Source organism: Planctomycetota bacterium (genome assembly GCA_033763975.1).
GTDB lineage: Bacteria > Planctomycetota > Phycisphaerae > Phycisphaerales > UBA1924 > RI-211.
The window spans coordinates 24437-50676 of record JANRJM010000003.1 but is presented as its reverse complement, the minus strand read 5'-3'; the positions used below and the strand labels follow the sequence as shown (position 1 = coordinate 50676).

Genomic DNA, 26240 nt, shown 5'->3' with positions numbered 1-26240 from the left:
GAGACGCTCGGAGAACCGAGGGCGGTCGCGTTCGGCGGCGGCGGGCGGAAGGTCGACCGGAGGTAGCACAGACTCATGTCGTTTGATCCCGCCGAGATGAAAGGCCGCAAGCTGGGCCGCGTGCTCACAAAGATGGGCAAGGCGACGCGCGAGCAGGTTCACGAAGCCCTGGCCGTGCAGAAGACCCGCAAGCAGTTGATCGGGCAGATCCTGGTCGAGTTGGGGTATTGTTCGCCCCGAGATGTAGCGGAGGCGGTGGCCGGGCAGGCGGGGATGTCGTACGTGGATCTGTCGGGGTGGGCCGCGACGGACGCGCTGAAGGAAGTGCTGCCGGCGGACACGATCCGGATGTACGAGGTGATCCCGGTCGAGTACAACCCGACGAGCAAGCGGCTGAAGATTGCGATGAAGAGCCCGGACAACTTCCGGGCGGTGGACGATCTTCGGATGCTGATGGGGTTCAACGTGGACGCGGCGGTGGGGGACGCCGACACGGTGGACGCGCTGATCAAGAAGCACTTCTCGAAGGTGGAGTCGGTGACGGACGTGGTGTCGTCGCTGGCGGCGGACAAGAAGTTCGACGGGCTGACGGGCAAGAGCGACCAGTCGATCGACCTGGACGCGCTGACGCAGGCGGCGAACGACAACCAGGTCATCAAGCTGCTGAACCTGGTGCTGATGCAGGCGATCAAGGACCGGGCGAGCGATATCCACTTTGAACCCTTCGAGAAGGAGTTCAAGATGCGGTACCGCATCGACGGGGTGCTGTACGAGATGGTCCCGCCCCCCAAGCAGCTGGGCCCGGCGATCACGAGCCGCATCAAGGTGATGGCGAACCTGGACATCGCCGAGCGCCGCCTGCCGCAGGACGGGCGCATCGAGCTGACGGTGGGCGGCAAGCCGGTGGACCTGCGTATCGCGGTGCTGCCGACGATCCACGGCGAGTCGTGCGTGATGCGCGTGCTGGACCGGAGCAACGTGGAGCTGGCGCTGGAGCGCATCGGCCTGCGTCCGGACGACTACGACAAGTTCCTGAAGCTGATCAACCGGCCCAACGGGATCGTGGTGGTGACGGGCCCGACGGGTTCGGGCAAGACGACGACGCTGTACGCGGCGTTGGCGAAGCTGAACGACATCGAGACCAAGATCCTGACGGTCGAGGACCCGGTCGAGTACGACATCGACGGGCTGTGCCAGTGCCAGGTGAACACCGAGGCGGGGCTGACGTTCGCGAAGGCGCTGCGGAGCTTCCTGCGTCAGGACCCGGACGTGATCCTGGTGGGCGAGATCCGCGACCTGGAGACGGCGCAGATCGCGGTGCAGGCGTCGCTGACGGGGCACCTGGTGCTGAGCACGCTGCACACGAACGACGCGCCGAGCTCGATCATCCGCCTGGTGGACCTGGGGATGGAGCCGTTCCTGCTGACGGCGACGATCGAGGGCATCGTGGCGCAGCGCCTGGTGCGCACGATCTGCAAGCACTGCAAGGAGCAGTACACGCCCAAGGAAGAGGAGCTGATGGAGCTGAACCTCACGCCGGCGATGGTGGTGGGGAAGAAGTTCGCGCGGGGCAAGGGCTGCGACAACTGCAACAACTCCGGGTACCGCGGGCGCATGGCGCTGTTCGAGATCATGATGATGGACGACGAGATGCGCGAGCTGGTGATGAAGCAGGCGAACACGACGCTGCTGCGGGCGCACGCGCGCAAGCGCGGGATGCGCTCGCTGCGGGAGTGCGGGCTGCTGGCGATCTACGAGAACCTGACGACGATCGACGAGGTCGTGCGCGAGACGCTGTCGGAAGAGGATTGACGCGGGGGAACGGGCGCGGGCCGCCGGGCGGCCAGCGCGGGATCGGCGAAGCGGGTCGGTGAGCGAGGGCTGACATGGCGACGTTCATGTACGAAGCGTTGAACTCGGCGGGCAAGCCCCAGAAGGGCACCATCGAGGCGGGGAACACCGAGGAGGCCATCCAGCGCATCAAGGCGCAGGGGTACTACCCGACGTCGGTGCGCGAGCAGGCGGTGAAGAAGGGCGCCGGCATGGCCGCGGGCGAGGGCGCCAAGCTCAAGAAGAAGAAGGGGATGGGGATCGGCGGGGTGAGCGCCAAGACGCTGACGGCGTTCACGCGTCAGCTCTCGACGCTGCAGGACGCGGGCCTCCCGCTGCTGCGCTCGCTGCAGATCCTGGAGAGCCAGCAGAAGCCCGGCAAGATGAAGAACATCCTGATCGGCGTGGGCGAAGAGGTGGAGGGGGGCTCGAGCCTGTCGGAGGCGATGAGCAAGTTCCCCAAGGCGTTCAACCACCTGTACGTGAAGATGGTGAACGCGGGCGAGATCGGCGGCGTGCTGGACCTGATCCTGCAGCGTCTGGCCGAGTTCATGGAGAAGAGCCAGCGCCTGAAGCGCAAGATCCGCGGCGCGATGGTGTACCCGATCGTGGTCGTGGCGATCGCGGGGATCATCCTGTCGGGCATCATGATCTTCATCATCCCGAAGTTCGAGGAGATCTTCCGTGACTTCGGCGTGGCGCTGCCCGCGCTGACGCGCGGGCTGATCTACGCGAGCCGCTGGTTCGCGGGGACGAACGCCGGGCAGCAGATCCCGGGCGTGCTGATCGTGCTGCCCTCCCCGTTCGTGATCTGGATCCTGTGGACGCTCATCCGCAAGGCCGGCCCGGGGCGGGCGGCGACGGACACGGTGCTGCTGTACTCGCCGATCTTCGGGAAGCTGGTGCGCAAGACGGTGATCGCGCGCTTCACCCGCACGCTGGGCACGCTGATCTCGGCGGGCGTGCCGATCCTCGAGGCGATCAAGATCACCAAGGAGACGAGCGGGAACTACGTCTTCGAGAAGGCGCTGCAGAAGGTGTACGACAGCATCCGCGAGGGCGAGGGCTTCGCCGGGCCGCTGCGGGAGAGCAAGACCTGCGACGGCATCGTGGTGAACATGATCGACGTGGGCGAGGAGACCGGCGAACTGGACGCCATGCTCCTGAAGATCGCCGACAACTACGACGAAGAGGTGGACGTGGCCGTCGCCTCGCTGGTGAGCCTGCTGGAGCCCCTCATGGTCGTGGTGCTCGGCGGGATCGTCGGCGTCATCGTGGTGGCCATGTTCCTCCCGCTGGTCGCGATGATCAACAGCCTCCAGGGCGGCGGCATCTGACCGGGGCCCGCTCCCCGGGGCGGAGGGGCGCGGCACGCGCCCCCGTGCGGAGACGATCCATGCGACGGACGGTCAATCGCGGGTTCACCATCCTTGAACTGCTGATCTCGATCCTCGTGATCGGCATCATCATGGGGCTGGTCATCGGGGGGGCGGTCGCCGTCACGCGGGCGGCGCGGACCTCCGCCGATCGGGCGGCGTTGTCGGGCGTCAAGACCGGGCTCGAGCAGTTCAAGGGCGAGTTCGGCTTCATCCCCCCGCTCGTGCGCGATCGCGCGACGCCCCCGCTCGTCCTGACGCCCCTGGGCCCCAGCGACCGGCGGCTGATCGTCTATGACCTCACCAACCCGGCCGACCAGGACCTGCTGCGGGCGCCCTCGACCCCGGCCCCGCCGAACAACCCGCTGCTGGACGATCGGTACAGCACCGTGAGCCTGGCGGCCTATCTCGCGGGGGGCATGGACTTCGCGCTCAACACCTCGCCCAACGCGCCCGCGGTCGACGGGTCGGGCGGGCCCGCGCTCTACAAGCCCACCCGCGACGGCGGGTTCGAGATCCCCCGCGACGTCCGCCAGGGCGCGGCGGCGACGACGAAGCGGACGGGCACCGTCTACGAGTCGTTCGTCAACCTGACGAAGGCGTCGCCCCGGCTGCGCCCCAACCCCGCAACGCCCGAGGATGTGACGCTCGTGGATGCCAACAACGTGCCGATCCGGTACTACCGGTGGCTCACGGGGCGCGAGGAGCCGGCGGGGTCGGGGACGTACGTGGTGGAGATGATCTCCGACCTCAACGTGCCCCCGATGGTGGCGCGCGACCAGACGCTCCCGGCGTTCCAGTACATGAAGCAGAAGTCGGACCGCGACCTCAACGCGAACGTGGCGACGCGCTCGGCGGCGTGGGCGATCGTGTCGGCGGGGCCGAACCAGGTCTTCGGGGACGAGGCGATCGCGCTCATCGCCGAGCGCCTGGGCAAGTCGCAGCCCGCGACCGTGCAGGACGAGCTGGTGCTGCGGGGCCTGGCGGAAGAGGACAACGTCGTGGAGGTGGGCCAGTGAAACGCCGCGCGTTCTCGCTGACGGAACTGCTGGTGGTCATCACCATCCTGGTGATCCTCATCGCCATCGCCGTGCCCGCGTTCCGCAGCCTGCTGGGCAACAGCGAGCGCAGCCTCGCGGAGAACCAGCTGCGGGTGGGCCTCTCGGCGGCGCGGGACGCGGCGATCCGCAGCGACGGCGGGGACGCGGCGGCGGTGTTCTTCTTCACCGGCGGGCGCGTGCGGATCATCGCGTGCGTGCAGGTGGGGACGCTATGCGACGCCGGGCCCACGACCCCCTGCACGAACACGGACGTCTTTGCGCCCCTGGGCACCATCGAGCCGGTGCAGCTGCCCGTGGGGTGGTCGGTGCGGGGGTACGCGCCGCCGGGATCGATCGGGCAGGTGGGCGAGGCGCACGCGTGGTACGAGAGCTTCTCGGGGCTCTCGAACGAGGGCACGTGGGTCTTCCCCGAGACGGACTTCGTGAGCCTCGACGGGACCAACGTGGAGACGCGGGGCGTGCAGCGCCACACGTTTTTCGTGCGGTTCCGCGCGGGCGACGGCGCGCTCGACACCTCGAACCGCCGGTCGATCCTGGTGCTGGACCCGGTGCGGACCGAGAGCTTCCGCGGGGCCGCCCCGTACGCGGTGGCGCGGGCCGACCAGGCGACCGACCTGGCGCAGTTCGCGAAGCGCACGCTGGCGCTGCTGGGCCAGCCGGCGGCGGGGGCGTCGGGCGACGCGCGGGCGCTCTTCGGCGACGAGAGCGTCGACACGATCCTCGCGCGCCCGGTGACGGAGCTGTCGCTGCACGAGGAAGGGCGGCTGATCGCGGCGGTGGGCGCGCGTCCGAACCGCGTGACGGGCACGCTCTACGCCCCGCCCGACGAGAACGCGCAGTACGCGCTGTACGACGCGACGGTGCTACCCGCGGGGGTGGACCAGGACGAGACGCAGCGCCGCGTCGGGGCGTGGATCGAGGGGCGCCTGGACATCGGGGCGGGGCTGGTGGGGACCGACGCACGCGTGTTCATGGTGCAGCGGTACCTCGGCAACATGCAGGAGATCTCGCCATGACCCGGGCGTTCTCGCTCATCGAGGTGCTGATCGCGATCGTCGTGCTGGCGCTCGGGCTGCTCGGGCTGGCGGCGGTCTTCCCCGCGGTGATCGCGCAGCAGCGCGAGGCCTCGGACACCGTGCAGGGCGTGTCGGCGGAGCGGTCGGTGTCGGAGGTGCTGCTGGGGCACGCCCGGCTGAACGAGCGCCCTGCGCCCAACGCGAACGACACCAACCCGGCCGACCGGCGCGGGTGGGGCGTGCTCGCGAAGCAGCCGGAGTGGTCGCCCGAGGGCGGCTGGACGCCCCCGACGCTCGTGGCGGACCTCACGCAGATCCCCGACGGCGCGGGGCTGGGCCTCGTGCCCACCACGGGCTGGATGGCGGTGGGGCAGCAGGGCGGCATCACGATCGCGCTCCCGCTGGCCGACCGGCTGACGCCCGTGCCCTACACCGCGCTCGAAGATCCGCGCTTCGTGTGGGACATGGCGGCGCGCCGGGTGGATGTCTCGCCCACGCGGGTGCGCCCGGCGACCACGACCCGCGACGACGACCAGGTGCAGGTGGCGATCTTCGTGCGGCGCATCGACCCGGCGATCCGGCGCCCCGACAACCGCCCGCTGCGCGAGCTCTTCCTGAACGACACGCTCCCGCTGGCGACTCGGCGCGTTCCGGTCGCGTCGGACGCGCGCGGGCGCCCGACCTTTGACGGCGTGGGCGGGGGCACGGCGCCGAACTACGCCCCGATCTTCTCCTTCAGGATCGAGGACGAGGACTTCGCGCAGGAAGCGCAGGGAAACGCGGAGGTCGAGTGGATCGTGCCCGACACGAGCGGCGGGTTCGACGACCTGCGCCCCTACGTGGCGCAAGTCGGGCAGAAGTTCGTCGACCAGGCGGGGGGCGTGCACGAGGTCATCGAGGTGCAGGCGGCGGGCAACGGCGTTCCCGCGCTGCGCCTGCGGGTGTCGCCGCCCGTCCCGGCGCGCCTCGGCGCCGACATCTCGAGCCTGCCCGAGGGTGAGCTGCGGATGCTGGCGACCGCGCAGACGCCGGCGGCGGTGGTTGTTCGGACGATCCGCCCGTGAGTCGCGCGGGCGGCGGCGGGCGGTGGGGCGGGGCGGTGTGCGGGCGGGCGAGGTTCGGCGAGGGGATCACCACGATGTGCTCGACGGAACGACAGGGCGTGCGACGGACCGGCTTCAGCCTGCTGGAGCTCATCGTCGCCATCGCGGCGGTCGCGGTGATCTCGGTCGGGCTGGCGGCGTTGTTCAGCTCGGTGGGGCGGACCGTGTCGGGCGGGCGCCGCGTGAGCGTGCTGAACACCTACGCCGCGCTGGTCGAGAACCGCATGCGCCGGGACTTCCTGGCGATGTCGCGCGAGGGCCCGCTGGTCATCCGCCAGCAATGGGTGCAGCGCGAGCCCGCGCCGACGGTGAGCCCCAACCCGACGACGGCCAACGACCTGATCCCCCTGACGCCCGACGACCTGCGCCCGCGCCGCCGGCGCGCGGACGAGATCGTGTTCTTCGCGCGGGGCGAGTTCATCTCGTCGCGCCCGCCGGTGCACCCGGACGTGAACGCGCGGTCGGACACGGCGCGGGTCTACTACGGGCACGGGCAGGCGCGCAACGAGGTGCTGACGCCCGGGTCGCTGTACCTGCGCCCGCAGGTGAACGACTTCAACAGCGACGTGCAGGCGGTGCTGGGGACGGTGTCTGGGTTCGGCGGTCCGAACGTGAACCGGTTCGCGTCGGACTGGACGCTGCTGCGTCTGCAGACGCTGCTGGTAGAGCCCGAGACGACGCGGCGCACGGACTACCCGGGCGTGCCCGGTCGGACGTTCGCCCAGACCGCGGACGGTGATCGGCAGATCGGCATGCAGCCGGCGATGGGGTCGTTGTTCCGGTGGCTGGCGAACCGCCCGCTGCCCGGGCCGCCCGCGCCGCCGGCGGCGGCGCAGCTCGTGCGGCAGGAGGCTGGCGCGCAGTTCCCGGTGGTGGCGTCGGGGCTGGTGGACGTGGCGACGACGGACCTGGACGAGATCCGCGCGACGGTGCTGGGCGCGCTGGTGCTCCCCAGCGCGGTGGCGCCGGGCGATGCGTTCCCGTCGCCCTCGACGGTGGACACCGAGTTCATGTGGACGGACGCGACGGGCACGACCGGGGCGACCCGCCCCGCGACGCCCCTGTCGCTCGACCGCCAGCACGCGTGGATGGAGCAGTTGATGCCCGCGCCGTCGGCGGCGTCGAACCCGGGGGGCGCGGTCTACCCGCTGGCGGGCGAGGTGCCCGGCACGCGGACGCGCTTCGAGCCCCAGCCCCCGGATTACTTCGAGTCGATCGACGGGGCGACGGCGGCCAACACCGACCTCGCGATCCGTCGCGCGGACCAGATCATGATCGGGGCGAACAACTTTCTGCCCCGGTGCAGCGAGTTCATTGTCGAGTGGTCGTACGGGCTGACGGACGCGAACGGGCAGCTCGTGTGGTACGGCCCGCGGCGGACGCTCGACCTCGACAACGACCGCTTGCCGGACCCGGGCGAGCCGGCGATCACGCTGCCCTACCCGTTCACGCCGACGGGGGTGTCGCTCCCGCTGGAGTACCGGTACGAGCGCGTCGGGGTGACGACGCTGGGCACGCACACGGTGACGGACCGGCTGATCTACGGGTATGCGCCGCTCCCCGAGACGAGCGTGCTGACGAGCTACTTCGGGTACATCGATCCGACGTTCCGCCCGCCGCAGGACACCGACGGCGACGGCCGGGTGGATACGGGCCAGCCGGCGATCGCGGCGGTGGCGTGGGCGTGGCCCCGGATGATCCGGGTGACGATCGTGCTGTCGGACGCGCAGGACGCGTCGATCGAGAGTTCCTTCCAGTTCATCTTCACGACCCCGGAGGCGGGCGAGTCGTGAGCGGGGGCGGAGCAGTGGCCCGGCGGCTGGGGCGCCGCGGGGCGAGGAGTGTCACGCGATGACGACGAACAACACCAACGGGGCGACGGACATGCCGGGGCGCGAGGGCGTCTCGAAGGGCGCGCTCCTGCCCGCACGGCTGGGCGCGCGGACGCTGCGCTCGCTCGCCGGCGGGACGGGCGGGTGGCGGCGCGGGAAGCGCGGCTCGTTCCTGGTGATGGTGGTGGGAACGCTGGCGCTGCTCTCGCTGTTCGCGATTCTGTTTGTTTCGATCGGCAGCCAGGACGTGCGCACGCGGGCCGCGGTGGTGAAGCGGGCGCAGCTCGAGGACGTCCCGTCGGTGGTGTCCGACTACATCGCGCGGGACATCGTGGGCCGCGACGTGGTGGCGCGCTGGTACGAGACGAACACGGCGAACAGCGGGACGCCGTCGCGTCCGGTGGGGCGCCGCGAGGCGACGGACTATCCGAGCGTCGACTGGAACCGTCGGAGCGACTCGCTGAACGTGAACCTGTTCTTTGATCCGGTGGGGTCGATGGACCCGCCGGACGCGTTCGCGACGAGCCTGACGGGCAACTACGCGCCCAAGGGCCTGCCGACGGACCCGTGGCTGGCGTCGAGCGAGCCGGTGTGGCTGAACTTCAGCGGGGCGCCCGCGCCGGCGAACCAGCCGGCGTACATCCGCCGTCGCGACTGGGCGCACATCACGAACATCGCGCCCGACGGGCGGTTCGTGAACCTGTTCAATCTGCGGAACAACTTCGACGCGCTCCCGGGCGCGGGGAACGACCCCGCGGGCCTCCCGCGGATGAGCGAGGGGCTGTCGCTCTTCGACGCCGAGGGCGCGCCGACGTTCGTGACCGACTTCGGCGTGAACGTGAACAACGTGGCGGCGCGGAACACGCCCGCCTTCTGGACGGCGCGGCAGCGCGGGGCCTTCCGCCCGGTGTCGATCTCGAGCGATCCTCCCGCGACGAACGCGCAGTACCCGCTGTACCAGTGGGCCGACGCCGACGGCGACGGGATGCTGGACTCGCGCTGGTTCGAGCTGTCGGACCGGCGCGCGACGGACGACGAACTTCTCCGCCTGCTGCCCGAGGACGGGACGTACCGGTACTTCGTGGCGGCCCGGATCGTGGACCTGTCGGCGAACGTGAACGTGAACACGGCGGCGGACCTGGTCGCGTCGGGCACGCAGGCCGCCCCCGCGGGCGCCAGCCCGGCGGACATCGATCTGCGGCGGCTGCTGTCGCTGAAGGACCGGTTGGACGAGGACGCGAGCGTGACCAACCCGCCCCCCGGCGGGTACGACGGGATGTACCAGATCGGCGCGGCGGCGGCTCCGGAGAACTACGGCGCGTACGACGCGGACCGGGCGTTCGGCGCGGCGCAGTACGGGTACGAGGCGCTGCGCCTGGGTGTCGAGGCGCGGTACACCCCGCCGGAGTTCGCGGCCGACGGCGCGACGCGGTACTCGGCGCCCAACGGCGACCTCCCGCGGTTCGCGTCCGACTTCAACGTGCAGCCCGCGACGTTCCTGGCGGATCTCAAGGCGAACCCCAACGTCCGCCGCTTCGTGTACGCGCGCCAGACGAACAACTACCTGGGCACGTACGTCGACCTGGCGACGACCGACGCGTTCTCGTTCACCGGGCTCTTCGGCGGGGCCGACCTGGAAGAACTGCTGACGTTCCGGACGATCAACGACGCCCGCGCGACCTCGCCCCTGGAACTGACGCTGGGCGCGCGCGACGACACCGTGCCGCCGACGGATCCCAACGGGTCGTCGCTGCGGTACAGCGCACTGCGCGACAACCGGTCGTTCTCGGTCGAGGCGGCGCGGCTGTTCGTGCTCTCCACCGAGCTCGAGGGGAGCGCGTACGTGCACGCGGCGGCGGACGTGCGCCAGCGCCTGACGACCGTGAGCGGGGCGCGCGAGCTGCGGAACCGCTCGGGCGCGAGCGCGGACGCGCTGGCATCGGCGGACCTCAAGCTCGACTTCCCCGCGCTGGTGGCGGGGGGGAACGGGGGCTCGCTCTTCGCCGGCTACGCGGACGCGCTCGCCGCGGACGCCAAGGCCGGGGTCTGGAACGCGACCGACGCGCCGGAATCGCAGACGCTGTTCTACGGCGGACGCGGGCCCGAGCTGGCGGTGCGCGTGGCGGCCCACATGGCGGCGAACGCGGCGGACGCCTTCGACCCGGGCACCTCGCCCCGCGAGTTCACCCTCGTGCTCGACCGCACGTTCGAGGACATCAAGGCCATCGACGCCGAGCGCGCCGACGACGAACGCCTGTACGCCCCCTCGCACGAGGGCGGCGAGATGAACATCGGCACGGCGCGCCTCGCGAACTCGCAGCAGAACGCGAGCGACGAGCCGGTGGCGCCGGCGATCAACGTCTTCGGCGTGGAGCCCCAGCCCTTCCTCACGCAGGTGACGACGTTCACCGTGTACGTGGACGCGCCCGACAGCGCCGGGGGCGACGACGAGGAGGGCGACGGCAACCCGCTGATCACGATCAACGGGACGATCAGCCCGACCAACGCCGACTTCCTGTACCGGGTGGTGGCGTTCCAGCTCACGAACCCGTTCAGCGAGGCGGTGACGCTCTCGGGCGACGCGTTCCCCGACGCGGGGCTGTTCCGCGCGACGGACCCGGCGTACCCGCCGCTCGACCGCGACACGGGGTTCTACTACATCGAGTTCGGCGGGAAGTACTTCAAGCTCGCGTCGATGCGCGACCAGGTGTACATCGACACGGCGACCGCGGGCGAGAACCAGTCGAACAACGTGCCGTCGATCGGCGATGACGCGCGGATCGGCGAGTTCGTGGACGCGCCGCCGACGCAGCTCCCGCTCACCATCTCCCCGCTCTCGATCCCCGCGGGCAAGACGATCACGGTGTACACCCTGAGCCAGGTGCAGCGCCGGATCCTGTCCGACCGGCTCGTGCCGGTGGATTCGCAGCTCCAGGGCACGCCCCAGGAAAAGCTGCGCACGACGATCGAGCGCGCGATCGAGAACAATCTCGACACCGACACGGACATCGTCGGCGTGCACGAGATCCCGGAGTTCGACCCCGCGACGGGCGACCTCGTCCTCGTCGGCGCGGGGGCGGACGTGAACCCGCTCCCGGCCGCGGTGAGCGTCGCGAACCTGTACCGCGTTGTGCGCCGCGGGCCCAGCGACGAGAACGGCGAGGGGCGGCGGGTCAACACGTCGATCCCTGCACGCTACTGGGACAACGTGACCGGGCCGGCCACGACGTCGCACGAGATGTACGCCGAGGTGAACAAGCCGGAGAACGACCGGCTGATGGACCGTCTGCGCCTGTCCGGGGCGTCGCTGAACCGGACGATCCCCGCGGGGCAGCAGGACGTGCAGGGCACCGACTCGACCGATTCCAACGATCAGAACGGCTTCACGATCGCGCTGTGGGCGTCGGTTCGTCGCCCGAGCAACCCGGTGACGCCGGTGCCGCTGGGCGCGCTGCCGGCGTACTGCCTGGAGCCCAAGTCGTTCGCCGGCTGGAACGTGGCGGCGACGGACGCGGCGAGCCCGGGGGCGCTGAGCCGCACCGACTTCACGACCTACGAGGGCGGCGGCACCACGCCCCGCATCTGGCGCATCAACATGTCGAACGCGGGCTCGCTGCCGGGCAACACCGCCGGCACGCACCCGGGCTCGATCTCCGGGAGCGCCGTGGGCACCGCGCCGCGCACCAACCCGCTCGTGCCGACGACTTCCTCGTACGCGGCGAACTACCCCGAGCTCACCATGCCCAACGGGCAGTACGGGGCGGCCCTGCGCATCGCGGACACGCTGCTGCCGTGGGGCGTGGGCCCGTGCGAGATGCCGCTGGATCTCGACGGCGACGACGTGACCGATCCTGAACTGCGCTGGACGACGCTTAGCGAGGCGATGGCCGCGGCGCTGGGCTACCAGACGACGTTCGCGACGGGCGACCCGCTGGTGCTCTTCGCGCCCGAGCCGGACCCGACGAACCCGGGCTTCCTGCGCCCGGTGCTGGACCGCGGGCACCTCGTGCTCGATCGCTACACGCCGTTCTTCGACGCGGATTCGAACGGCGTGTTCGACCCCGCGCCCACCGGCAACGACGAGCGGCGCGGGCTCGAGATTCCCGCGGCGATGGCGGTGCTGGACGTCTTCACCGTGCCGCAGTACGCGGCCGAGGGGCTCACGCGGGCGCGCATCGGCACGGTCAACATCAACACCGCGTCGCCCACGGTGGTGCGGTGCCTGCCCCTGGTGAGCCCGCCCCCGCCGACGGACCCGCTGGGCGTGCCCTGGTGGTGGGGCGCCTCGTCGGGGCTTACGCAGGCCTCCGACATCGGCGCGACGATCGTGGCCTATCGCGACAAGATCGACCAGGCCGTCCGGGCCCAGAGCCTGCCCGGCGCGCCGCCCGTCATCACCTTCGCCGACACCAACGGCGGCAACCCCGCGCCGCCCACCACCGCGTACGAGGAGCTCAACGGGCGCGCGACGTGGACCGAGATCACGGCGATCGGCGAGCAGCGCGGGTTCCGCTCGCTGGGCGAACTGCTGGCGGTGCGGTTCCGCGACGGCACGCCCGGCGGGAACGCGATGCCCTCGAACATCGACTTCCTGGGCTTCAACGGCGCGAACAGCAGCCGCATCGGGATGGACCCGGTGTACCACAACGGCCCGTCGGGCGTGGCGATCGACGCGCTGACCGACGAGTACAAGGAAAGGCTCACGATCGTGAACGCGCTGGCGAACACGGTCTCGACGCGGAGCGACGTCTACGCGGTGTGGTTCGTGCTGCACGGGTACAAGCGGGCGGACGTCGAGAACCTCGCGCCGACCGAGCCGCTGGTGCCGTCGGTGCAGCGTCGCTTCCTGATGGTGCTCGACCGCTCCAACGTGACAAGCCGCGGGCAGAAGGCGAACGTGCTGCTCTTCCGCGAGGTGCCGGTGAGCGCCCGCTAGGCACGCCGCCCGCGACGACAACCCGAGTCAGCCCCCACCCTCCGCTGCGGTGCGTCACCCGGCGGGGGGTTTTTTGTTGCGCGTGCGGCGGGTGAGTGGGTGAAGCGGGGGCGCGGGGGCGGAGGCGCCAGCGCGAGCGGCGGCCCGCGTACGATGCGCCGACAGGGTGTAGCTCAGCTTGGTAGAGCGTGTGGTTTGGGTCCACAAGGCCGCTGGTTCGAATCCAGTCACCCTGATTTTCAGTGTGCGTGTGCTGGGAGCACCGATGTCCATGGAACTGCACGTCTTTCTCTCCGAGCGCACTCTCCCTGATGTTCGGCGATGGCAGGCCGCGATCGACGCGCACGGCTTTGACGTGAAGCTCGATTCCGATGTAGACGTTGGGACGCACTCGGGTTTTTTGCCCGCTGTGTTCAGGGGGCGAAGCAGCGGCTTTGAGTTTGATGTGACGCCTGCGTCCGATGTGGTGGAGGCATACCCAGACATTTCCGGGCTGTCCGGTTTGGACATCGTGGCGAACTTCCGCTGGGGTGGGGATCTCAACGAGATGACCTGCGCACTGGCGGCAGCCGCGGCGCTCACAACAATTGTCGGGGGCGTTTGTTTCGATCCGCAGGAAGGTGAATGCCGTGACGCTTCCGGCACGGTCAAGGAAGCTCAATCTGTCATCGCGGCGGCCGATAGTTGAACGACGGTTCCAAGTGGCCGGAGCGTACCGAGCGAGTTGCGAACGCCCGCCCCGAGAAGTTCCATTGGCGTACTGTCACCCTGATTTCCGCAGCCGAGGTTGAACTCCGTTGCAAGAGCCATGGCTGGAAGAGTCGTCGACATCCTGAGCCACCAAAGTGGGAAGCTCCGTGTAATCATCTTCCAGCGCGATGATGGCTCTTTCGGATTCGAAGACCAGAGGTTCAGCGATGAACCCCTGGAGCGGTGCTGGATTCCGAGGGGCCGCTACTCGGTGTCGTTCTGCGACTCCGCCGAACGCGCAACGGCTGAAGCTCGGGGACGGGTCGATTGGCTTGCAAGTTCCGAAACAACTCCTGCAACGATCGCTCCCACTCACGAACGCCCGTGAGCCGGAGTTCAACTGGCGTACTGTCACCCTGATTCTTCAAGAGGCCGTGCCCTTTGGCCAGCAGGTCGCAGGGCGCTTCTGTTGCGGCGCAATGATCCTGATCGATGATCGTCCGACATGAGATCCACCGCCGGCTCCGCACGATCCACTCATCACACCACGTACCCGCAACGGAGATGTCCCATGAACCTGCGACTGACGTCCGCCTTCGCACTCCTCGCGTTCGCAGCATGCCTTGGCGCGGTTCAGCCCGCGGCGGCGCAGAGCACGCCCCCTGCGCAGGCCCCGGTTGAGGCCGCGGATCAGGCCAAGCCCGAAGGTGTCGGTGCGGTGGGCGGGGAGTGGATCTACGTGGAGGATCGCACCGAGGGCCAACCCGTCGAGCGGTTGGGGCCGCCCATGGCCTCGAAGTTCACGATGCGCGTGGACGAAGCCGGGGACGCGGTCGTTCTGAACGGGCACGGCTCCGGTCACCGCGACGTGCGCGTCGCGCTGGACGGCTCGCCGACCGTGATCACCGAGCAGAGCGGGCGGGTCGTGCGGTACCGCGGCTCGTGGAAGGACGGCGTGTTCGAGTACGAAGTCGATTTCGGGCGCGAACCCGGCAAGCCCGGGATCGGCATGATCCGCCGGCGATTCCAGGTCACGCCCGAGGGGCTGGTCGTGCGCGTCGCCGTGGATCCGCCGGCGAACGGTGGGGGGTCCGAAGCAGTGGGGCTGTACCGCCACGCCGAGGACATCCCGATGCCGACGCCGGCCGAGGCCGTGATCGCCGATGTGGCATGGATCGCCGGGGCATGGGTCGGGACGCGGCCTTCGGGGTCGTCGATGGAGGAGCGGTGGAGCCCGCCGCTGGGCGGGGCAATGCTCGCGGTATCGCGCGCGGTGAACTCGAGCGGGAAGATGGTCGCGTTCGAGTACCTGCGGATCGTCGAGCGCGAGGGCGGGCTGGTGTACTCCGCGCAGCCGGGCGGCGCGCCGAAGACCGACTTTGTGCTCACGGAGGTCGGCCCGACCGAGGCCGGCGGCAAGCGCGCGGTCTTCGACAACCCGCGCCACGACTACCCGAAGCGCATCGTGTACGAACTTTCGGCCGACGGCAAGCTCACCGCCACCACCGGCTACATGAAGGGCGGCACGCCCCGCCGCTATGAGTTCACGCGCGAGGGCCAGTAGGCCTCGACCTTAGCTCGCTCCCACCGTCACCCCAGCAGCCGAAAGTGGTGCAGGGCGGACACGACGAGGGTGTGGTGGATGACGCCGCGGCGGACGAGTGAGTCGATGTCGCCGACGGGCACGAGGCGTGTAGCGATTTCTTCGTTGGGGTCGAGGTGCTGGTCGCCGCGGGGGTGGGCGTTGAGGACGAGCCCGGTGTGGACGCGGTTGTTCATCATGGCGGGGTTGGCGGAGACGACGCCGATGATGCCGCGGTAGTCGCCGGCGAAGCCGGTTTCTTCGGCGAGTTCGCGGACGCATGCGGCGTCGGGCGTTTCGCCGGGGTCGACGATCCCGCCGGGGAGTTCGAGGGTGACCTCGCCGGTGCCGTGCCGGTACTGCTCGATCATGACGACGTGGGCATCGGGCGTGACGGCGACGACGTTGACCCAGTCGGCGGTGTCGAGCATGACGAACGTGCCGGCGCGCCCGGGCGTGCCGGTGGATTCGCAGAGGCGTTCGAGCACGGTGAAGATGCGGGTCGTGGCGATGGTGCGGGGCGGGCCGGCGCGCCAGGGTTTCACGAGCGAGAGGTAGTCGCCGGGCGGGGCGTTTGTGGCCTCGTGCGTGCTGCGCGGCGTGTGATCGGTCATGCTCCGTGTCCTCCGGGAGGTGTATCGACCGGCCGAACGCCGCGGCACGAGCGTGGCGGGGACTCGCCGGGCGGGCGAGGCACGGAGGGCGAAAGCCGCGCCCGGTGATTCCAAAGAAGGGTACGTGGTACTCGAAACAATCATGGGGCTGTGTGTGGGTGTTGCGCTGGCGGCGGCGTGCGGGCTGCGGGTCTTTGCGCCGCTGCTGGTCGTGGGCATGGGGGCGAACCTGGGCGCGGTCGAGCTCGGCGAGTCGTTCGCGTGGATGGGCACGTGGCCGGCGTTGCTGTCGTTCGGCGTCGCGACGGTCGTAGAGACGGCGGCGTCGTCGTGGCCCTGGCTGGATCACGCGCTGGACGCGGCCGCGGCGCCGCTGGCGCTCGTCGCCGGGGCGATTTTGACCGTGTCCCAGCTCGACCATCTGCACCCGGCGCTGGCGTGGGGCTCGGGCATCGTGGCGGGGGGCGGGGTGGCGAGCGCGACGCAGGTGAGCGGCGTGAGCGTGCGGGGCGTCTCGACCCTCACGACGGGCGGGCTGCTGAACCCCGTGCTGAACTCGATCCAGAGCCTCCTGGCGACGGTGCTGTCGGTGCTTGCGGTCGTGGTGCCGGCGGCGGCGGCGGGGATCGTGCTGATCGTGGCGGCGCTGGGCGTGCGGTGGTACCTGCACCGGCGGGGGCGCCGGGCGCGGGTGGCGGCGGCGCTGGCGGGGTAGTTCCGCGGGGTTCGGGGGGGCGTACCCTCGCCCATGATCCACCCGTGGCACGACGTCACGCCGGGTGTCGACGGGCACGAACTGCCCGCGTCGTTCCGCGCAATCGTCGAGATCCCCAAGGGCAGCAACAACAAGTACGAGCTCGACAAGTCCTCGGGCATGCTGTGCCTGGACCGCGTGCTGTCGTCGGCGGTGTACTACCCGGCGAACTACGGGTTCATCCCGCAGACGCTCGCCGAGGACGACGACCCGCTCGACGTGCTGGTGTACTGCATGGAGGAGATCCCGCCGCTGTGCCTCTGCCACGCGCGGGCGGTGGGGCTGATGACGATGGTGGACCACGGCGCGCCAGACCACAAGATCATCGCGGTGCTCGAGGCCGACCCGGTGTACAGCGAGTTCAAGAAGGCGAGCGACTTTCCGCGGCACATCTTCAAGATGCTCAAGCGGTTCTTCGAGGACTACAAGACCCTGGAGGGCAAGGCGGTGGCGGTGGACGAGGTGATGCCCGCGGAGGCGGCGCACGCGGTGATCGAGGACAGCCTGCAGCGGTACGAGCGGGCGCGTCGGACGGGCGCGCTGCCCGGGCTGGCGTAGCGCGGGAGCACGCGATGGAACTCGACATCGAACGCGTGCTGGTGAGCCGCGAGGCGATCTCGCGGCGCGTGGCGGAGCTGGGCGGCGACATCGCGCGCGACGTGCAGGGGCAGGTGCGCCCGGACGACCCGCCGCTGGTGATCCTGCCGATCTTGACCGGCTCGATGATCTTCGTCGCCGACCTCGTGCGCCACCTGCCGATGAAGCTGCGCCTGGAGCTGGTGGGGGTGTCGAGCTACCCGGGCAAGTCGATGGCGAGCAAGGGCGTGTCGATCCGGCACGAGCTGCCCCCGACGCTCGGCGGGCGCCACGTGCTGGTCGTCGACGACATCCTCGACAGCGGGCACACGTTGGATGTCGTGACGCGCCTGGTGCGCGAGCAGCGCCCGGCGAGCGTGCGCTCGTGCGTGCTGCTGCGCAAGCCCGGGAAGTCCACGCTCGCGATCACGCCCGACTACGTCGGGTTCGACATCCCCGACGAGTTCGTCGTGGGGTACGGGCTCGACTACGACGGGTACTACCGCAACCTGCCGGACATCGCCACGCTCCGCCCGGAGGCGCGTTAGGCGTGGCGCGTGCCCTGCCGCACGGGACGGTGGTGGTGCGTCCGGCGTGGCGGTCGGTGGCCGCGCGCAGCCTCGGCGTGCTGGTGTGGTGCGCGGCGCTCTGGGCGCTCCTGATCGTGGCGCGGGGCGTGCTCCCGCCGACGGTCTTGGGCTGGGCGACGGGCCCGGTCGTGCGGGCGGGGTTGGGCGTGCTGCTGATCGTCGCGGGGCTGAAGCTCGGGCAGGAGATCGTGATCCGCCTGTCGCGGGCGTACACGCTGGGGCCCCGCACGCTCACGTCGACCTACGGGGTCTTCCGCCGCACGCGGGTGGAACTGCCCCTGGCGAACGTGCAGCAGGCGGCCCTGGACAAGACGCTCGCCGAGCGGCTGTTCGGGCTGGGAACAATCGTCGTGACGACCGCCGGGTCGCAGACCATCGACCTGGCGTGGGTGGCGGTCGCACGCCCCGAGGAGCGCCTCGCGATGATCAACACGGCGGTGGAGCGCGCCAGGCATCCGGAGCGCGGGGTGCGCGTCTTCGGGCTCGCGGGGGGCGTGGGGTCGGGCAAGAGCGCGGTGGGCGCCATCCTGGCCGAGCGGGGCTACCTGGTCGTGGACTCCGACAAGGAGGCGAAGGCGGCCCTGGACCGGCCGGAGGTGCTGGGGCAACTCGTGCGGTGGTGGGGGAAGCGGGTTGTGCGCGAGAACGGCACGGCCGACCGCGCGGCGATCGCGGAGATCGTGTTCGGTGATGCGGGCGAGCGGGCGCGCCTGGAGGGGCTGGTGCACCCGCTGGTGAAGGCCGGTCGGGGGCAGTTGGTGGCGCGGGCGGCGGCGGAAGGGCGCCCGGGGGTGGTGGTGGATGCGCCGCTGCTGTTCGAGGCGGGGTCGGACGCGGAGTGCGACGCGGTGATCTTTGTTGAGGCGCCGCGTGACGTGCGTGTGAAGCGGGTGCGGGAGACGCGCGGGTGGGACGAGGCGGAGCTGGACCGGCGGGAAAAGGCTCAACTGCCGCTGGAGGAGAAGCGTCGCCGATCCGATATCGTGGTGGTCAACGATTCGGGCCTGGAACGGCTGCGCGAGCGCGTGCTGGCGGCGCTGGACGCGTGGAGCCCGGGCTCCGAAGATGGTGAATCCCTGTCAAGAGTCTGAAACATCCGGGGCCCATCCGGGGTATACTTCTTCGTGCCACGTCGGGGGTGGCGTCGGGCGAAACCGGCGCCGGTGTCGATGAGACCCTCCCGGGCACGCACGACGATCCACTTCAACAGGACCGAGACGCCCGCGACGGCGCGCGATCCCTTGCAACCGGAAGATGTCCGAATCAGATGAAGCCTCGCGTGCCGTGCGGCACGCGCCCGGCGTCGGCCGGTTGAGGCATTTGCACGTGGGGGTCCCCCCGCGTTCCATGGGCTGTCGGAGGCACGCACACACTCGTCGGGGCATCCCCGACGGCCCGTCCGCGCTCAGTCGCCGCAGTGGTGAGGCGTGGGGTATCGAGTACGCAGCATGGCGAAGACAACACAATCCGTGACCGAAGACAAGCCCTCCAAGCCGCTGACGCCCGCCGAGGGGCGCGCCCGCAAGTCGCCCAAGCGCGACGACGCCGACGCGCCGCGCCCGGCCGAGCCGGTGGCGGTGCCCGCGCCCGAGACGCCCCGTCCGAGCCCGCGCCCCGACGCGCCGCCGCCGCCGCGTACCGAACCGATGGCGGCCCGGGCCGAGGCGCCACGCTCGGCGCCGGCCGAAGGACGCCCGCAGGGCAACGGCGGCAACCAGCCCACCGGGGGCTCGCCATCCGGTGGCGGCGAGCCGCGTGCTCAGAACGGCGGCCCGAACGGTGGTCCGAATGGTGGCCCGAACGGCGGGCCAAATGGCGGGCCCAGCGGTGGGGAATCGCGCGGCGACGCGCCGGCCGGGCCGAACTTCGGGGCCGGTGGGCCGCGCCCGCAGCAGGGTGCGCCTGGCCCGTCAGGGATGGGCCAGTCAGGGATGGGCCAGTCGTCGGGTGCCGGCGGCTATCCGGGCTCGCAGGGCTACCCGGGCCAGCAGGGCTACCCCGGCCAGGGCGGGATGAACTTCGGACGCCGGAAGAAGAAGCGTCGCAAGGGCGGCATGGGCGTGCCCGCGGGCATGGGTGGCCCGCCGATGCACGCGCACCCTAGCCAGCGGTTCGATTCGTTCCTGCCGAGCGATGACGAGCTGGAGCGCGAGGCGGCGGAACTCGAGCGGGTCGTCCGCTCGACGGACGCGGGGGCGATCGCCGACGCGCCGAGCATCGGCGAGCTGCAGCGCATGCAGTTGGACGACCTGCACGGGGTCGCGATCAAGGAAGGCTTCACGGACGTCCAGCAGATCCCCAAGCAGGACCTGATCTTCAAGATCCTCAAGGCCCGGGCGGCGCGCCAGGGGCTGATGGTGGGCGAGGGGTGCCTGGAGATCATGCAGGACGGGTTTGGGTTCCTGCGTTCGCCCGAGCAGAGCTACCTGCCCGGGCCCGACGACATCTACGTCTCGCCGACGCAGATCCGCCGGTACGGGCTGCGCCGGGGGATGGTGGTGCGGGGGCTGATCCGCCCGCCCAAGGAGAACGAGCGGTACTTCGCGCTGCTGCGGGTGCAGCAGGTGAACGGGCGTGACCCGCAGAAGGTGCACGGGCTGCGGAACTTCGAGGACCTGACGCCCCTGCACCCGGAGAAGCGGTTCATCCTGGAGACGGCGCCCGACGAGATCGAGTGCCGCGTGGTCGACCTGGTGACGCCGATCGGCAAAGGGCAGCGCATGCTGATCGTGGCGCCGCCCCGCACGGGCAAGACGGTGCTGATGCAGAAGATCACCAAGGCGATCAGCCGGAACTACAAGGACACGTTCATCATCGTGCTGCTGGTGGACGAGCGTCCGGAGGAAGTGACAGACTTCCGGCGCAACTGCGCGGGCGAGAAGGTGGAGGTCGTCGCGAGCACGTTCGACGAGCAGAGCCACCGCCACGTGCAGGTGTGCGAGATGGTGATCGAAAAGGCCAAGCGGATGGTCGAGTTCGGGGACGACGTGGTGATCCTGCTGGACTCGATCACGCGCATGGCCCGGGCGTACAACGCCGAGATGCCCCACTCGGGCAAGATCATGACGGGCGGGCTGGACAGCAACGCGCTGCAGCGTCCGAAGAAGTTCTTCGGGGCGGCCCGCGCCATCGAGAACGGCGGGTCGCTCACGATCATCGGCACCGCGCTGGTCGACACCGGCTCCAAGATGGACGAGGTGATCTTCGAGGAGTTCAAGGGCACGGGCAACGCCGAGCTGCACCTGGACCGCAAGCTCGTCGAGAAGCGGACGTACCCCGCGATCGACGTGGCGGCGTCGGGCACGCGGCGCGAGGAACTGCTCCTTGACCGCAAGGAAAAGGAACTCGTCGACCGCCTCCGCAAGGTGCTCAGCGACATGAACACCGTCGACGCGATGGAGCTGCTCAAGACGCGACTGAAGAAGGTGAAGACCAACGCCGAGTTCCTGATGACGATGGCGCTGGGCTAAGCTCCGCGCGCGGAGCCTCCTGGAGCAATCGCCGTGCATCACACGTTCTGGCGGGTCGTGGCGGTCGGCATCATCGGCGGGACGGCGTGCGCGCCGTGGAACGGGGCGCTCGCGCAGGACGCCCCGCCCACGAGCATGCCGGTCTCGCCCGTGCGGGCGGCGGCCAGCACCCAGACGGACCTGCGCGCCTTCACCGCGCGATCGATCACGCGCCTGGCGCTGCTGGACCTCCGCGCCAGCCCGGGCGCGCTCCCCGCCGACTTCGCCATCACCGCCGACCTGCTCGCCCTGGCCGAGCGCCACGCGCCCGGCGACGCCGACATCGTGCGCCGCCGGGCCGAGGCCGCGTGGAACGCCGGCGACCTCGACACGCTGCTCGCCTGCACCCGGCGCGTCATCGAGCTCGACCCCGCCGACACGGTGGCGCAGCTCCGCCTCATCACCGCGCGCATCGGGCGCCTGCAGACGGTGCGCGAGCGGCTGGCGGCGTACGAGAGCTTCCTGGGCGAGCGCGGTGCGTCGCTCGACGCGAGCGTCCGCAGCCGCCTGGCGCTCGACGCGGCGCTGCTCCGCCGCGAGACGGGGGACGACGCGGGGTTCGTGGAGCACTTGCGGCGCGCGCTGACGCTGGACGCGACGAACAAGGACGCGGCGCTCCTGGCGTACACGTACTTCTCGTCGCGCCTCGACGACCGCGCGGGGCGCGTCGACCTGCTGTCGAACCTGCTCATGGCCGACCCGCTCGACTCGCGCACGCTGCGCCTGCTGCGCGACGAGTTCGCTCATGCCGGCGCGTTCGAGAGCGCGCGGCGGTTCCACGTCATCGAGCGGGCGGTTGAGACGGTGGCCGGGCGCCAGCCCGACGACGCGTTCTCCGTCGAGGGGTTCGTGCTTGATTGGATGATCAACGGCCCGGCGTCGGTCTCGAACGCGATGGACGTGCAGGTGGAGTCGCGCCGGGCGGAGGTCGCGTACGCCGCCCAGGTCGACCCCACGCGCCTCGAGGGGCCCAACGTGCTGCGTCCGGAGGACGTGCGTCTGGACATCCCGTACGAGCAGGTCCGGGCGCTCACGCTGCACCTGCAGGGCGAGGAGAAGCGCGAGGGGCTGGAGCGGTCGGTGGCGGACCTGGGCGCGACGGTCTTCGACAAGATGAACGCGCTGACGGACCCGACCCGCCGCCCGCCGAACATCACCGAGGCGCAGGCGCACGAGGCGTCGTACTCCGTGATCCTCGAGATGTACATGCTCCGCTGCCTGGTGGGGGCGCAGACCGACGAGCAGATGGAGGGCATGAACCAGGTGGTGGCGAGCCTGCAGGGCGGCGCCGCCGACCCGCGCGCGGTGGCGGCCAACGCGTGGAAGGCCGTGCGCGCGGGCGATTACGCCTGCGGCACGCAGGAGTTCCCGCCCGAGCAGGGCTCGCTCTGGCTGACGCTGGCGCGCGCCACCGCGCGCGAGCGCACGGGCGACGTGCGGGGCGCGGCGGCGCTGTTCCGCGAGGCCGCCGCCATGCTCCCGCTCAACCCGCTTTGCGCGTACGCGGAGTCGCGGTCGCGGGCGCTGGGGACGGACGAGGCCCGGGCGCGGGAGATCGCCGACGCGCGGGCGCGCGAGCAGGCGATCCCCGGGTGGGTGGATCAGCTCGTCGCGGCGCCGCGACTGTCCGTGTCGCTCGGCGTCGACCTGGAGCCCCGCACGCCCGAGCCGATCGAGCCGGTCTACGCGCGCGTGCGCCTGCGCAACGTGAGCCCGATTCCGCTGGGCATGGGCTCGGCGCGCACCCTCAACACGCGGTTCTTCTTCGGCCCCAGCCTCGAGACCGGCATCCGTTCGCGCAGCGACATGACCACCGGCGAGGTCTTCGAACTCGACCGGCGCCTGCGCCTCAACCCGGGCGAACAGCTCGACGTGACGCTGTGGCCCGACGTCGGGCTCATCGGCTGGCTGCAGGAAGTCGGCTCCGACCGACCGTCGCGCGTGCGGTGGCGCGTGATCCAGGGCTTCGAATCGCGGTCCGACGGGCGACGCGAGCGCGGGCCCGGCTGCGTCGAGGCCACGACCAACCTCGTCGCGCGCGAGGCGCTCCCCGAGTCGCGCATCCCCCAGAGCCGCCTCATCGCGCGGCTCGAGGCACCGCCCGCGGACGAGGCGCCCGCGCTGCTCGTGGCGGCCCGCACCCGTCTCATGGGCGGAGAGCCCGCCGCGCAGCCTCTCGAAGACCCCGCGCCCCTCGTCGAGGCGCTCGTCAAGGCGTACCCGACCTGGCCGCCCGCGGTGCGCCTTCTGGCGGTCACCGTGCTCCCGGGGGCGGCGACGTACCCGGTGGTGACCCCGCTCGACGAGGTCATGGCGCAGGACACGGACCCCGACGTGCGCATGGTGAGGCTTGTCACCCGCGTGACGAACCCCGAAGACGCCGGGCTCGTGGCGGCGACGACGTCGGACATCCCGGCGCTCGCCCGCGTGGCGGCGTCGCACCGCGAGCGGCTCGCCGCGGGGCGCGCCACGCTCGCGCACACCGGCCCTGTGGCGTCGCCCGTCCGCACCCCGCAGCGATAGGACGCGCGTGCCCGACGCCCCCAGCCAGCACCGAGCGCGGCGCGCGTGGCGGATCGCCGGCGCGCTCGCGGGCCTGGCGTTGCTCGCCGCCGCGGTGCGGGCCGTGTGGATGAACGCCGCCGCGTTCGACGCCGTCCGCGGCGCCCTCGCCGACGCCCCCGCCTGGCGCATTGCGCTGTTGGGCCTGCTGCCGGTGGTCAGTTGGATGCTCACGAGCGGGGTGTTCACGGCGCTGACGACGGCGCGGCACCCGGTGCGCACGCGCTACATGGCGGCGCTCGTGGGCGCGTCGTGGCTGCTGAACTACCTGCCCTTTTCGCCCGGGCTGCTCGCGCGCGTCGCGTACCAGAAGCGCGTGCTGGAGATCCCCGTCCGCACGTCGGCGCGCATCGTCGCCGAGTCCATCGTGCTCGGGCTGGCGGGCGGGTGCGTGCTGCTGGGCGAACTGGCGTGGCTGCCCCGCACGTGGATGCTGCGGGGCGGGGGCATCGGCGGGCTGTCGCTGGGCGTGCTCGCGGGCGTGCTGTTGGCGGGCGCGCTGCGCGGGCGGGTGCCGGTGCTCGGGGCGGCGTACGGCGTGGCGCTGCTGCTCAAGTACGCCGACACGCTCGCGTGGTCGCTGCGCTACTGGACGATCTTCGCGCTGCTGGGCGTGCCGATCTCGGCGACGCAGGCCGTGGCGATCGCGCTGGTCGCGCAGGTGTCGATGCTCGTCCCCGGGCTGGCGAACGGGCTGGGGGTGCGCGAGTGGACGGTGGGTCTGCTGGCGGGCGCGCTGCCGGCGTGGATGGCCTGGGGCGCGGGCGCATCGCCGGACGTGGCGGTCGCGCTCAGCGCCGACCTGTCGTTGCGGGCGCTGGAAGTAGGGGCGGCGGTCGTGGTCGGGGCGGCGTGCGCGTGGCGGCTGGCACGGGGTCGAACGCGGTTCGCCCCCCGTTCGTAGGATCTTCGGACGCTCGGAACACTTATCGTGCTCAAGGCGAATCCGCCCGCGGTCGAAGTCGTAGAACCGGGTGGTGGAGGACGGGCGGGCGGCGTCCACGGCAGGACCCGAGTGCGAGCGCGCAGGCTGCGTCATGGTGAACAAGATCGAACAAGACCACCAGCGTTTCCGCGAGATCGTTCGCGGCAAGCTGCGCAAGGACCTGCGCCGGTTCCTGGGGCGGGGCGAGTTGATCGCGCGCGAGGGGCGCCGGGCCGTCTCCGTGCCCATTCATGACATCGACATCCCGACGTTCCGGTACGGGGATAACTCGGGCGGCGTCGGGATGGGCGAAGGCGAAGAAGGCCAGGGCGTCGGCCAGCCCGGGAAGGGCAACCAGGGGCAGGGCGGCGAGAACGAGGGGCAGCACATCCTCGAGGTGGATGTGTCGCTGGAGGAACTGGCGGACATCCTGGCGGAGGAACTGCGCTTGCCGCGGATCAAGCCGCGGGGCGAGCACCGGATCACGACGATCCGCGACAAATACACGGGGCTGCGTCCGGTGGGCCCGCAGTCGCTGCGGGTGTTCAAGCGGACGTACCGCGAGGCGCTGAAGCGACAGTTGGCGATGGGGACGTACGACCCGGCGAACCCGGTGATCATCCCGATCAAGGACGACCTGCGGTACCGTGCGTGGAGCGAGATCAAGAACCCGCAGAGCAACGCGGTGATCGTGTACATGATGGACGTCTCGGGATCGATGGGTGACGAGCAGAAGGACCTGGTCCGGCTGGAAGCGTTCTGGATCGACACGTGGCTGCGCCGGAACTACGAGGGGATCGAGAGCCGCTACATCGTGCATGATGTGAAGGCGGCGGAAGTGGACAAGAAGACGTTTTTCTCGGTGAAGGAAGACGGCGGGACGCGGATCAGCTCGGCGTACCAGTGCTGCAAGGAACTGCTGGACCAGCACTACGACCCGGCGGACTGGAACGTGTACCTGTTCCACTTCACGGACGGGGACAACTCGTCGGACTCGGACAACCGCCAGTGCGTGCGGCTGCTGCGCGAGCAGTTGCTGACCCGGGTGAACATGTTCGGCTACTGCCAGGTCGCGAGCGCGTACGGGAGCGGGAGCTTCCTGGGAGTGCTGCACGACTCGTTCCCGGACGGGATGGCCGACGAACTGGGCCCGCGGCTCATCACGAGCAAGGTGGGCGGTCGCGACGACATTCTCGAGTCGCTGCGGACGTTCTTTCTCCCGGGGCGATAGGTCGCGGAATCTCCCGGCGCGGATGGGGCGAACAGGTTCAGGAGGATCGCTGT

General features: G+C 70.7%; 17 protein-coding genes, 1 tRNA gene and 1 pseudogene. 18 read left to right on the top strand and 1 reads right to left on the bottom strand.

Features of this window, described 5'->3' with window-relative positions; translation table 11 throughout:
* The first annotated feature begins 75 nt into the window (after positions 1 to 75).
* The 10 genes from SFY69_02570 to SFY69_02525 all read left to right on the top strand — a co-directional run bounded on the left by SFY69_02570 (position 76) and on the right by SFY69_02525 (position 15408).
* Entirely contained in the window at positions 76 to 1812 is a 1737-nt protein-coding gene (locus SFY69_02570; protein MDX2130920.1) for an ATPase, T2SS/T4P/T4SS family, read from the top strand.
* Positions 1813 to 1886: 74 nt separating this feature from the next.
* Positions 1887 to 3167 (top strand): type II secretion system F family protein, encoded by a 1281-nt coding sequence (locus SFY69_02565; protein ID MDX2130919.1) that lies wholly within the window; start codon positions 1887 to 1889, stop codon positions 3165 to 3167.
* 59 nt (positions 3168 to 3226) lie between these two features.
* Positions 3227 to 4225, top strand: a complete 999-nt coding sequence (locus SFY69_02560) for a type II secretion system protein (protein ID MDX2130918.1) — start codon at positions 3227 to 3229, stop codon at positions 4223 to 4225.
* Positions 4222 to 5283, top strand: coding sequence for a prepilin-type N-terminal cleavage/methylation domain-containing protein (locus SFY69_02555; protein MDX2130917.1), 1062 nt, complete (start codon positions 4222 to 4224; stop codon positions 5281 to 5283). The genes SFY69_02560 and SFY69_02555 overlap by 4 nt, the downstream gene beginning before the upstream one ends.
* On the top strand, positions 5280 to 6347 hold the full coding sequence (locus tag SFY69_02550) for a prepilin-type N-terminal cleavage/methylation domain-containing protein (protein ID MDX2130916.1): 1068 nt from the start codon (positions 5280 to 5282) through the stop codon (positions 6345 to 6347). The genes SFY69_02555 and SFY69_02550 overlap by 4 nt, the downstream gene beginning before the upstream one ends.
* A complete protein-coding gene (locus tag SFY69_02545; GenBank protein MDX2130915.1) occupies positions 6344 to 8179 on the top strand; it encodes a prepilin-type N-terminal cleavage/methylation domain-containing protein in 1836 nt (611 codons plus the stop codon). The genes SFY69_02550 and SFY69_02545 overlap by 4 nt, the downstream gene beginning before the upstream one ends.
* Before the next feature lie 58 nt (positions 8180 to 8237).
* Positions 8238 to 13154, top strand: coding sequence for a hypothetical protein (locus SFY69_02540; protein MDX2130914.1), 4917 nt, complete (start codon positions 8238 to 8240; stop codon positions 13152 to 13154).
* 162 nt (positions 13155 to 13316) lie between these two features.
* Positions 13317 to 13390, top strand: a tRNA-Pro gene (locus tag SFY69_02535).
* 35 nt (positions 13391 to 13425) lie between these two features.
* Positions 13426 to 13842: a hypothetical protein gene (locus SFY69_02530; GenBank protein MDX2130913.1), complete on the top strand. Its 417-nt coding sequence runs from the start codon at positions 13426 to 13428 to the stop codon at positions 13840 to 13842.
* 573 nt (positions 13843 to 14415) lie between these two features.
* Positions 14416 to 15408, top strand: a complete 993-nt coding sequence (locus tag SFY69_02525; GenBank protein MDX2130912.1) for a DUF6265 family protein — start codon at positions 14416 to 14418, stop codon at positions 15406 to 15408.
* A 26-nt stretch (positions 15409 to 15434) separates the two neighbouring features.
* Here the strand turns inward: SFY69_02525 and SFY69_02520 are convergent, their stop codons facing one another.
* The gene (locus SFY69_02520; GenBank protein MDX2130911.1) at positions 15435 to 16040 is read right to left on the bottom strand and encodes an NUDIX hydrolase; all 606 of its coding nucleotides are present in this window, start codon (positions 16038 to 16040) and stop codon (positions 15435 to 15437) included.
* A gap of 142 nt (positions 16041 to 16182) precedes the next feature.
* On the opposite strand from SFY69_02520, the gene SFY69_02515 reads away from it, so the two are divergent.
* From SFY69_02515 to SFY69_02480, 8 genes and pseudogenes are all read left to right on the top strand, one after another.
* A complete protein-coding gene (locus tag SFY69_02515; GenBank protein ID MDX2130910.1) occupies positions 16183 to 16755 on the top strand; it encodes a DUF4126 domain-containing protein in 573 nt (190 codons plus the stop codon).
* A gap of 33 nt (positions 16756 to 16788) precedes the next feature.
* The gene (locus SFY69_02510) at positions 16789 to 17352 is read left to right on the top strand and encodes an inorganic diphosphatase (protein MDX2130909.1); all 564 of its coding nucleotides are present in this window, start codon (positions 16789 to 16791) and stop codon (positions 17350 to 17352) included.
* A gap of 14 nt (positions 17353 to 17366) precedes the next feature.
* Complete coding sequence (gene hpt, locus SFY69_02505; protein MDX2130908.1) at positions 17367 to 17918, top strand: hypoxanthine phosphoribosyltransferase; 552 nt, start codon at positions 17367 to 17369, stop codon at positions 17916 to 17918.
* A gap of 2 nt (positions 17919 to 17920) precedes the next feature.
* Complete coding sequence (coaE, locus tag SFY69_02500; GenBank protein ID MDX2130907.1) at positions 17921 to 19051, top strand: dephospho-CoA kinase; 1131 nt, start codon at positions 17921 to 17923, stop codon at positions 19049 to 19051.
* A 1125-nt stretch (positions 19052 to 20176) separates the two neighbouring features.
* Positions 20177 to 21430, top strand: a pseudogene (gene rho, locus SFY69_02495) (transcription termination factor Rho).
* A gap of 33 nt (positions 21431 to 21463) precedes the next feature.
* Positions 21464 to 23992, top strand: coding sequence for a hypothetical protein (locus SFY69_02490; protein MDX2130906.1), 2529 nt, complete (start codon positions 21464 to 21466; stop codon positions 23990 to 23992).
* A gap of 7 nt (positions 23993 to 23999) precedes the next feature.
* Positions 24000 to 24935: a hypothetical protein gene (locus SFY69_02485; GenBank protein MDX2130905.1), complete on the top strand. Its 936-nt coding sequence runs from the start codon at positions 24000 to 24002 to the stop codon at positions 24933 to 24935.
* Between the two features lie 133 nt (positions 24936 to 25068).
* Positions 25069 to 26187, top strand: coding sequence for a DUF444 family protein (locus SFY69_02480; GenBank protein MDX2130904.1), 1119 nt, complete (start codon positions 25069 to 25071; stop codon positions 26185 to 26187).
* Positions 26188 to 26240 lie beyond the last annotated feature (53 nt).

Coding starts and splice junctions, on each gene's coding strand:
- SFY69_02570 (MDX2130920.1), top strand. CDS start 76: ATGTCGTTTGATCCCGCCGAGATGAAAGGCCGCAAGCTGGGCCGCGTG.
- SFY69_02565 (MDX2130919.1), top strand. CDS start 1,887: ATGGCGACGTTCATGTACGAAGCGTTGAACTCGGCGGGCAAGCCCCAG.
- SFY69_02560 (MDX2130918.1), top strand. CDS start 3,227: ATGCGACGGACGGTCAATCGCGGGTTCACCATCCTTGAACTGCTGATC.
- SFY69_02550 (MDX2130916.1), top strand. CDS start 5,280: ATGACCCGGGCGTTCTCGCTCATCGAGGTGCTGATCGCGATCGTCGTG.
- SFY69_02540 (MDX2130914.1), top strand. CDS start 8,238: ATGACGACGAACAACACCAACGGGGCGACGGACATGCCGGGGCGCGAG.
- SFY69_02530 (MDX2130913.1), top strand. CDS start 13,426: ATGGAACTGCACGTCTTTCTCTCCGAGCGCACTCTCCCTGATGTTCGG.
- SFY69_02525 (MDX2130912.1), top strand. CDS start 14,416: ATGAACCTGCGACTGACGTCCGCCTTCGCACTCCTCGCGTTCGCAGCA.
- SFY69_02520 (MDX2130911.1), bottom strand. CDS start 16,040: ATGACCGATCACACGCCGCGCAGCACGCACGAGGCCACAAACGCCCCG.
- SFY69_02515 (MDX2130910.1), top strand. CDS start 16,183: ATGGGGCTGTGTGTGGGTGTTGCGCTGGCGGCGGCGTGCGGGCTGCGG.
- SFY69_02510 (MDX2130909.1), top strand. CDS start 16,789: ATGATCCACCCGTGGCACGACGTCACGCCGGGTGTCGACGGGCACGAA.
- hpt (MDX2130908.1), top strand. CDS start 17,367: ATGGAACTCGACATCGAACGCGTGCTGGTGAGCCGCGAGGCGATCTCG.
- SFY69_02480 (MDX2130904.1), top strand. CDS start 25,069: ATGGTGAACAAGATCGAACAAGACCACCAGCGTTTCCGCGAGATCGTT.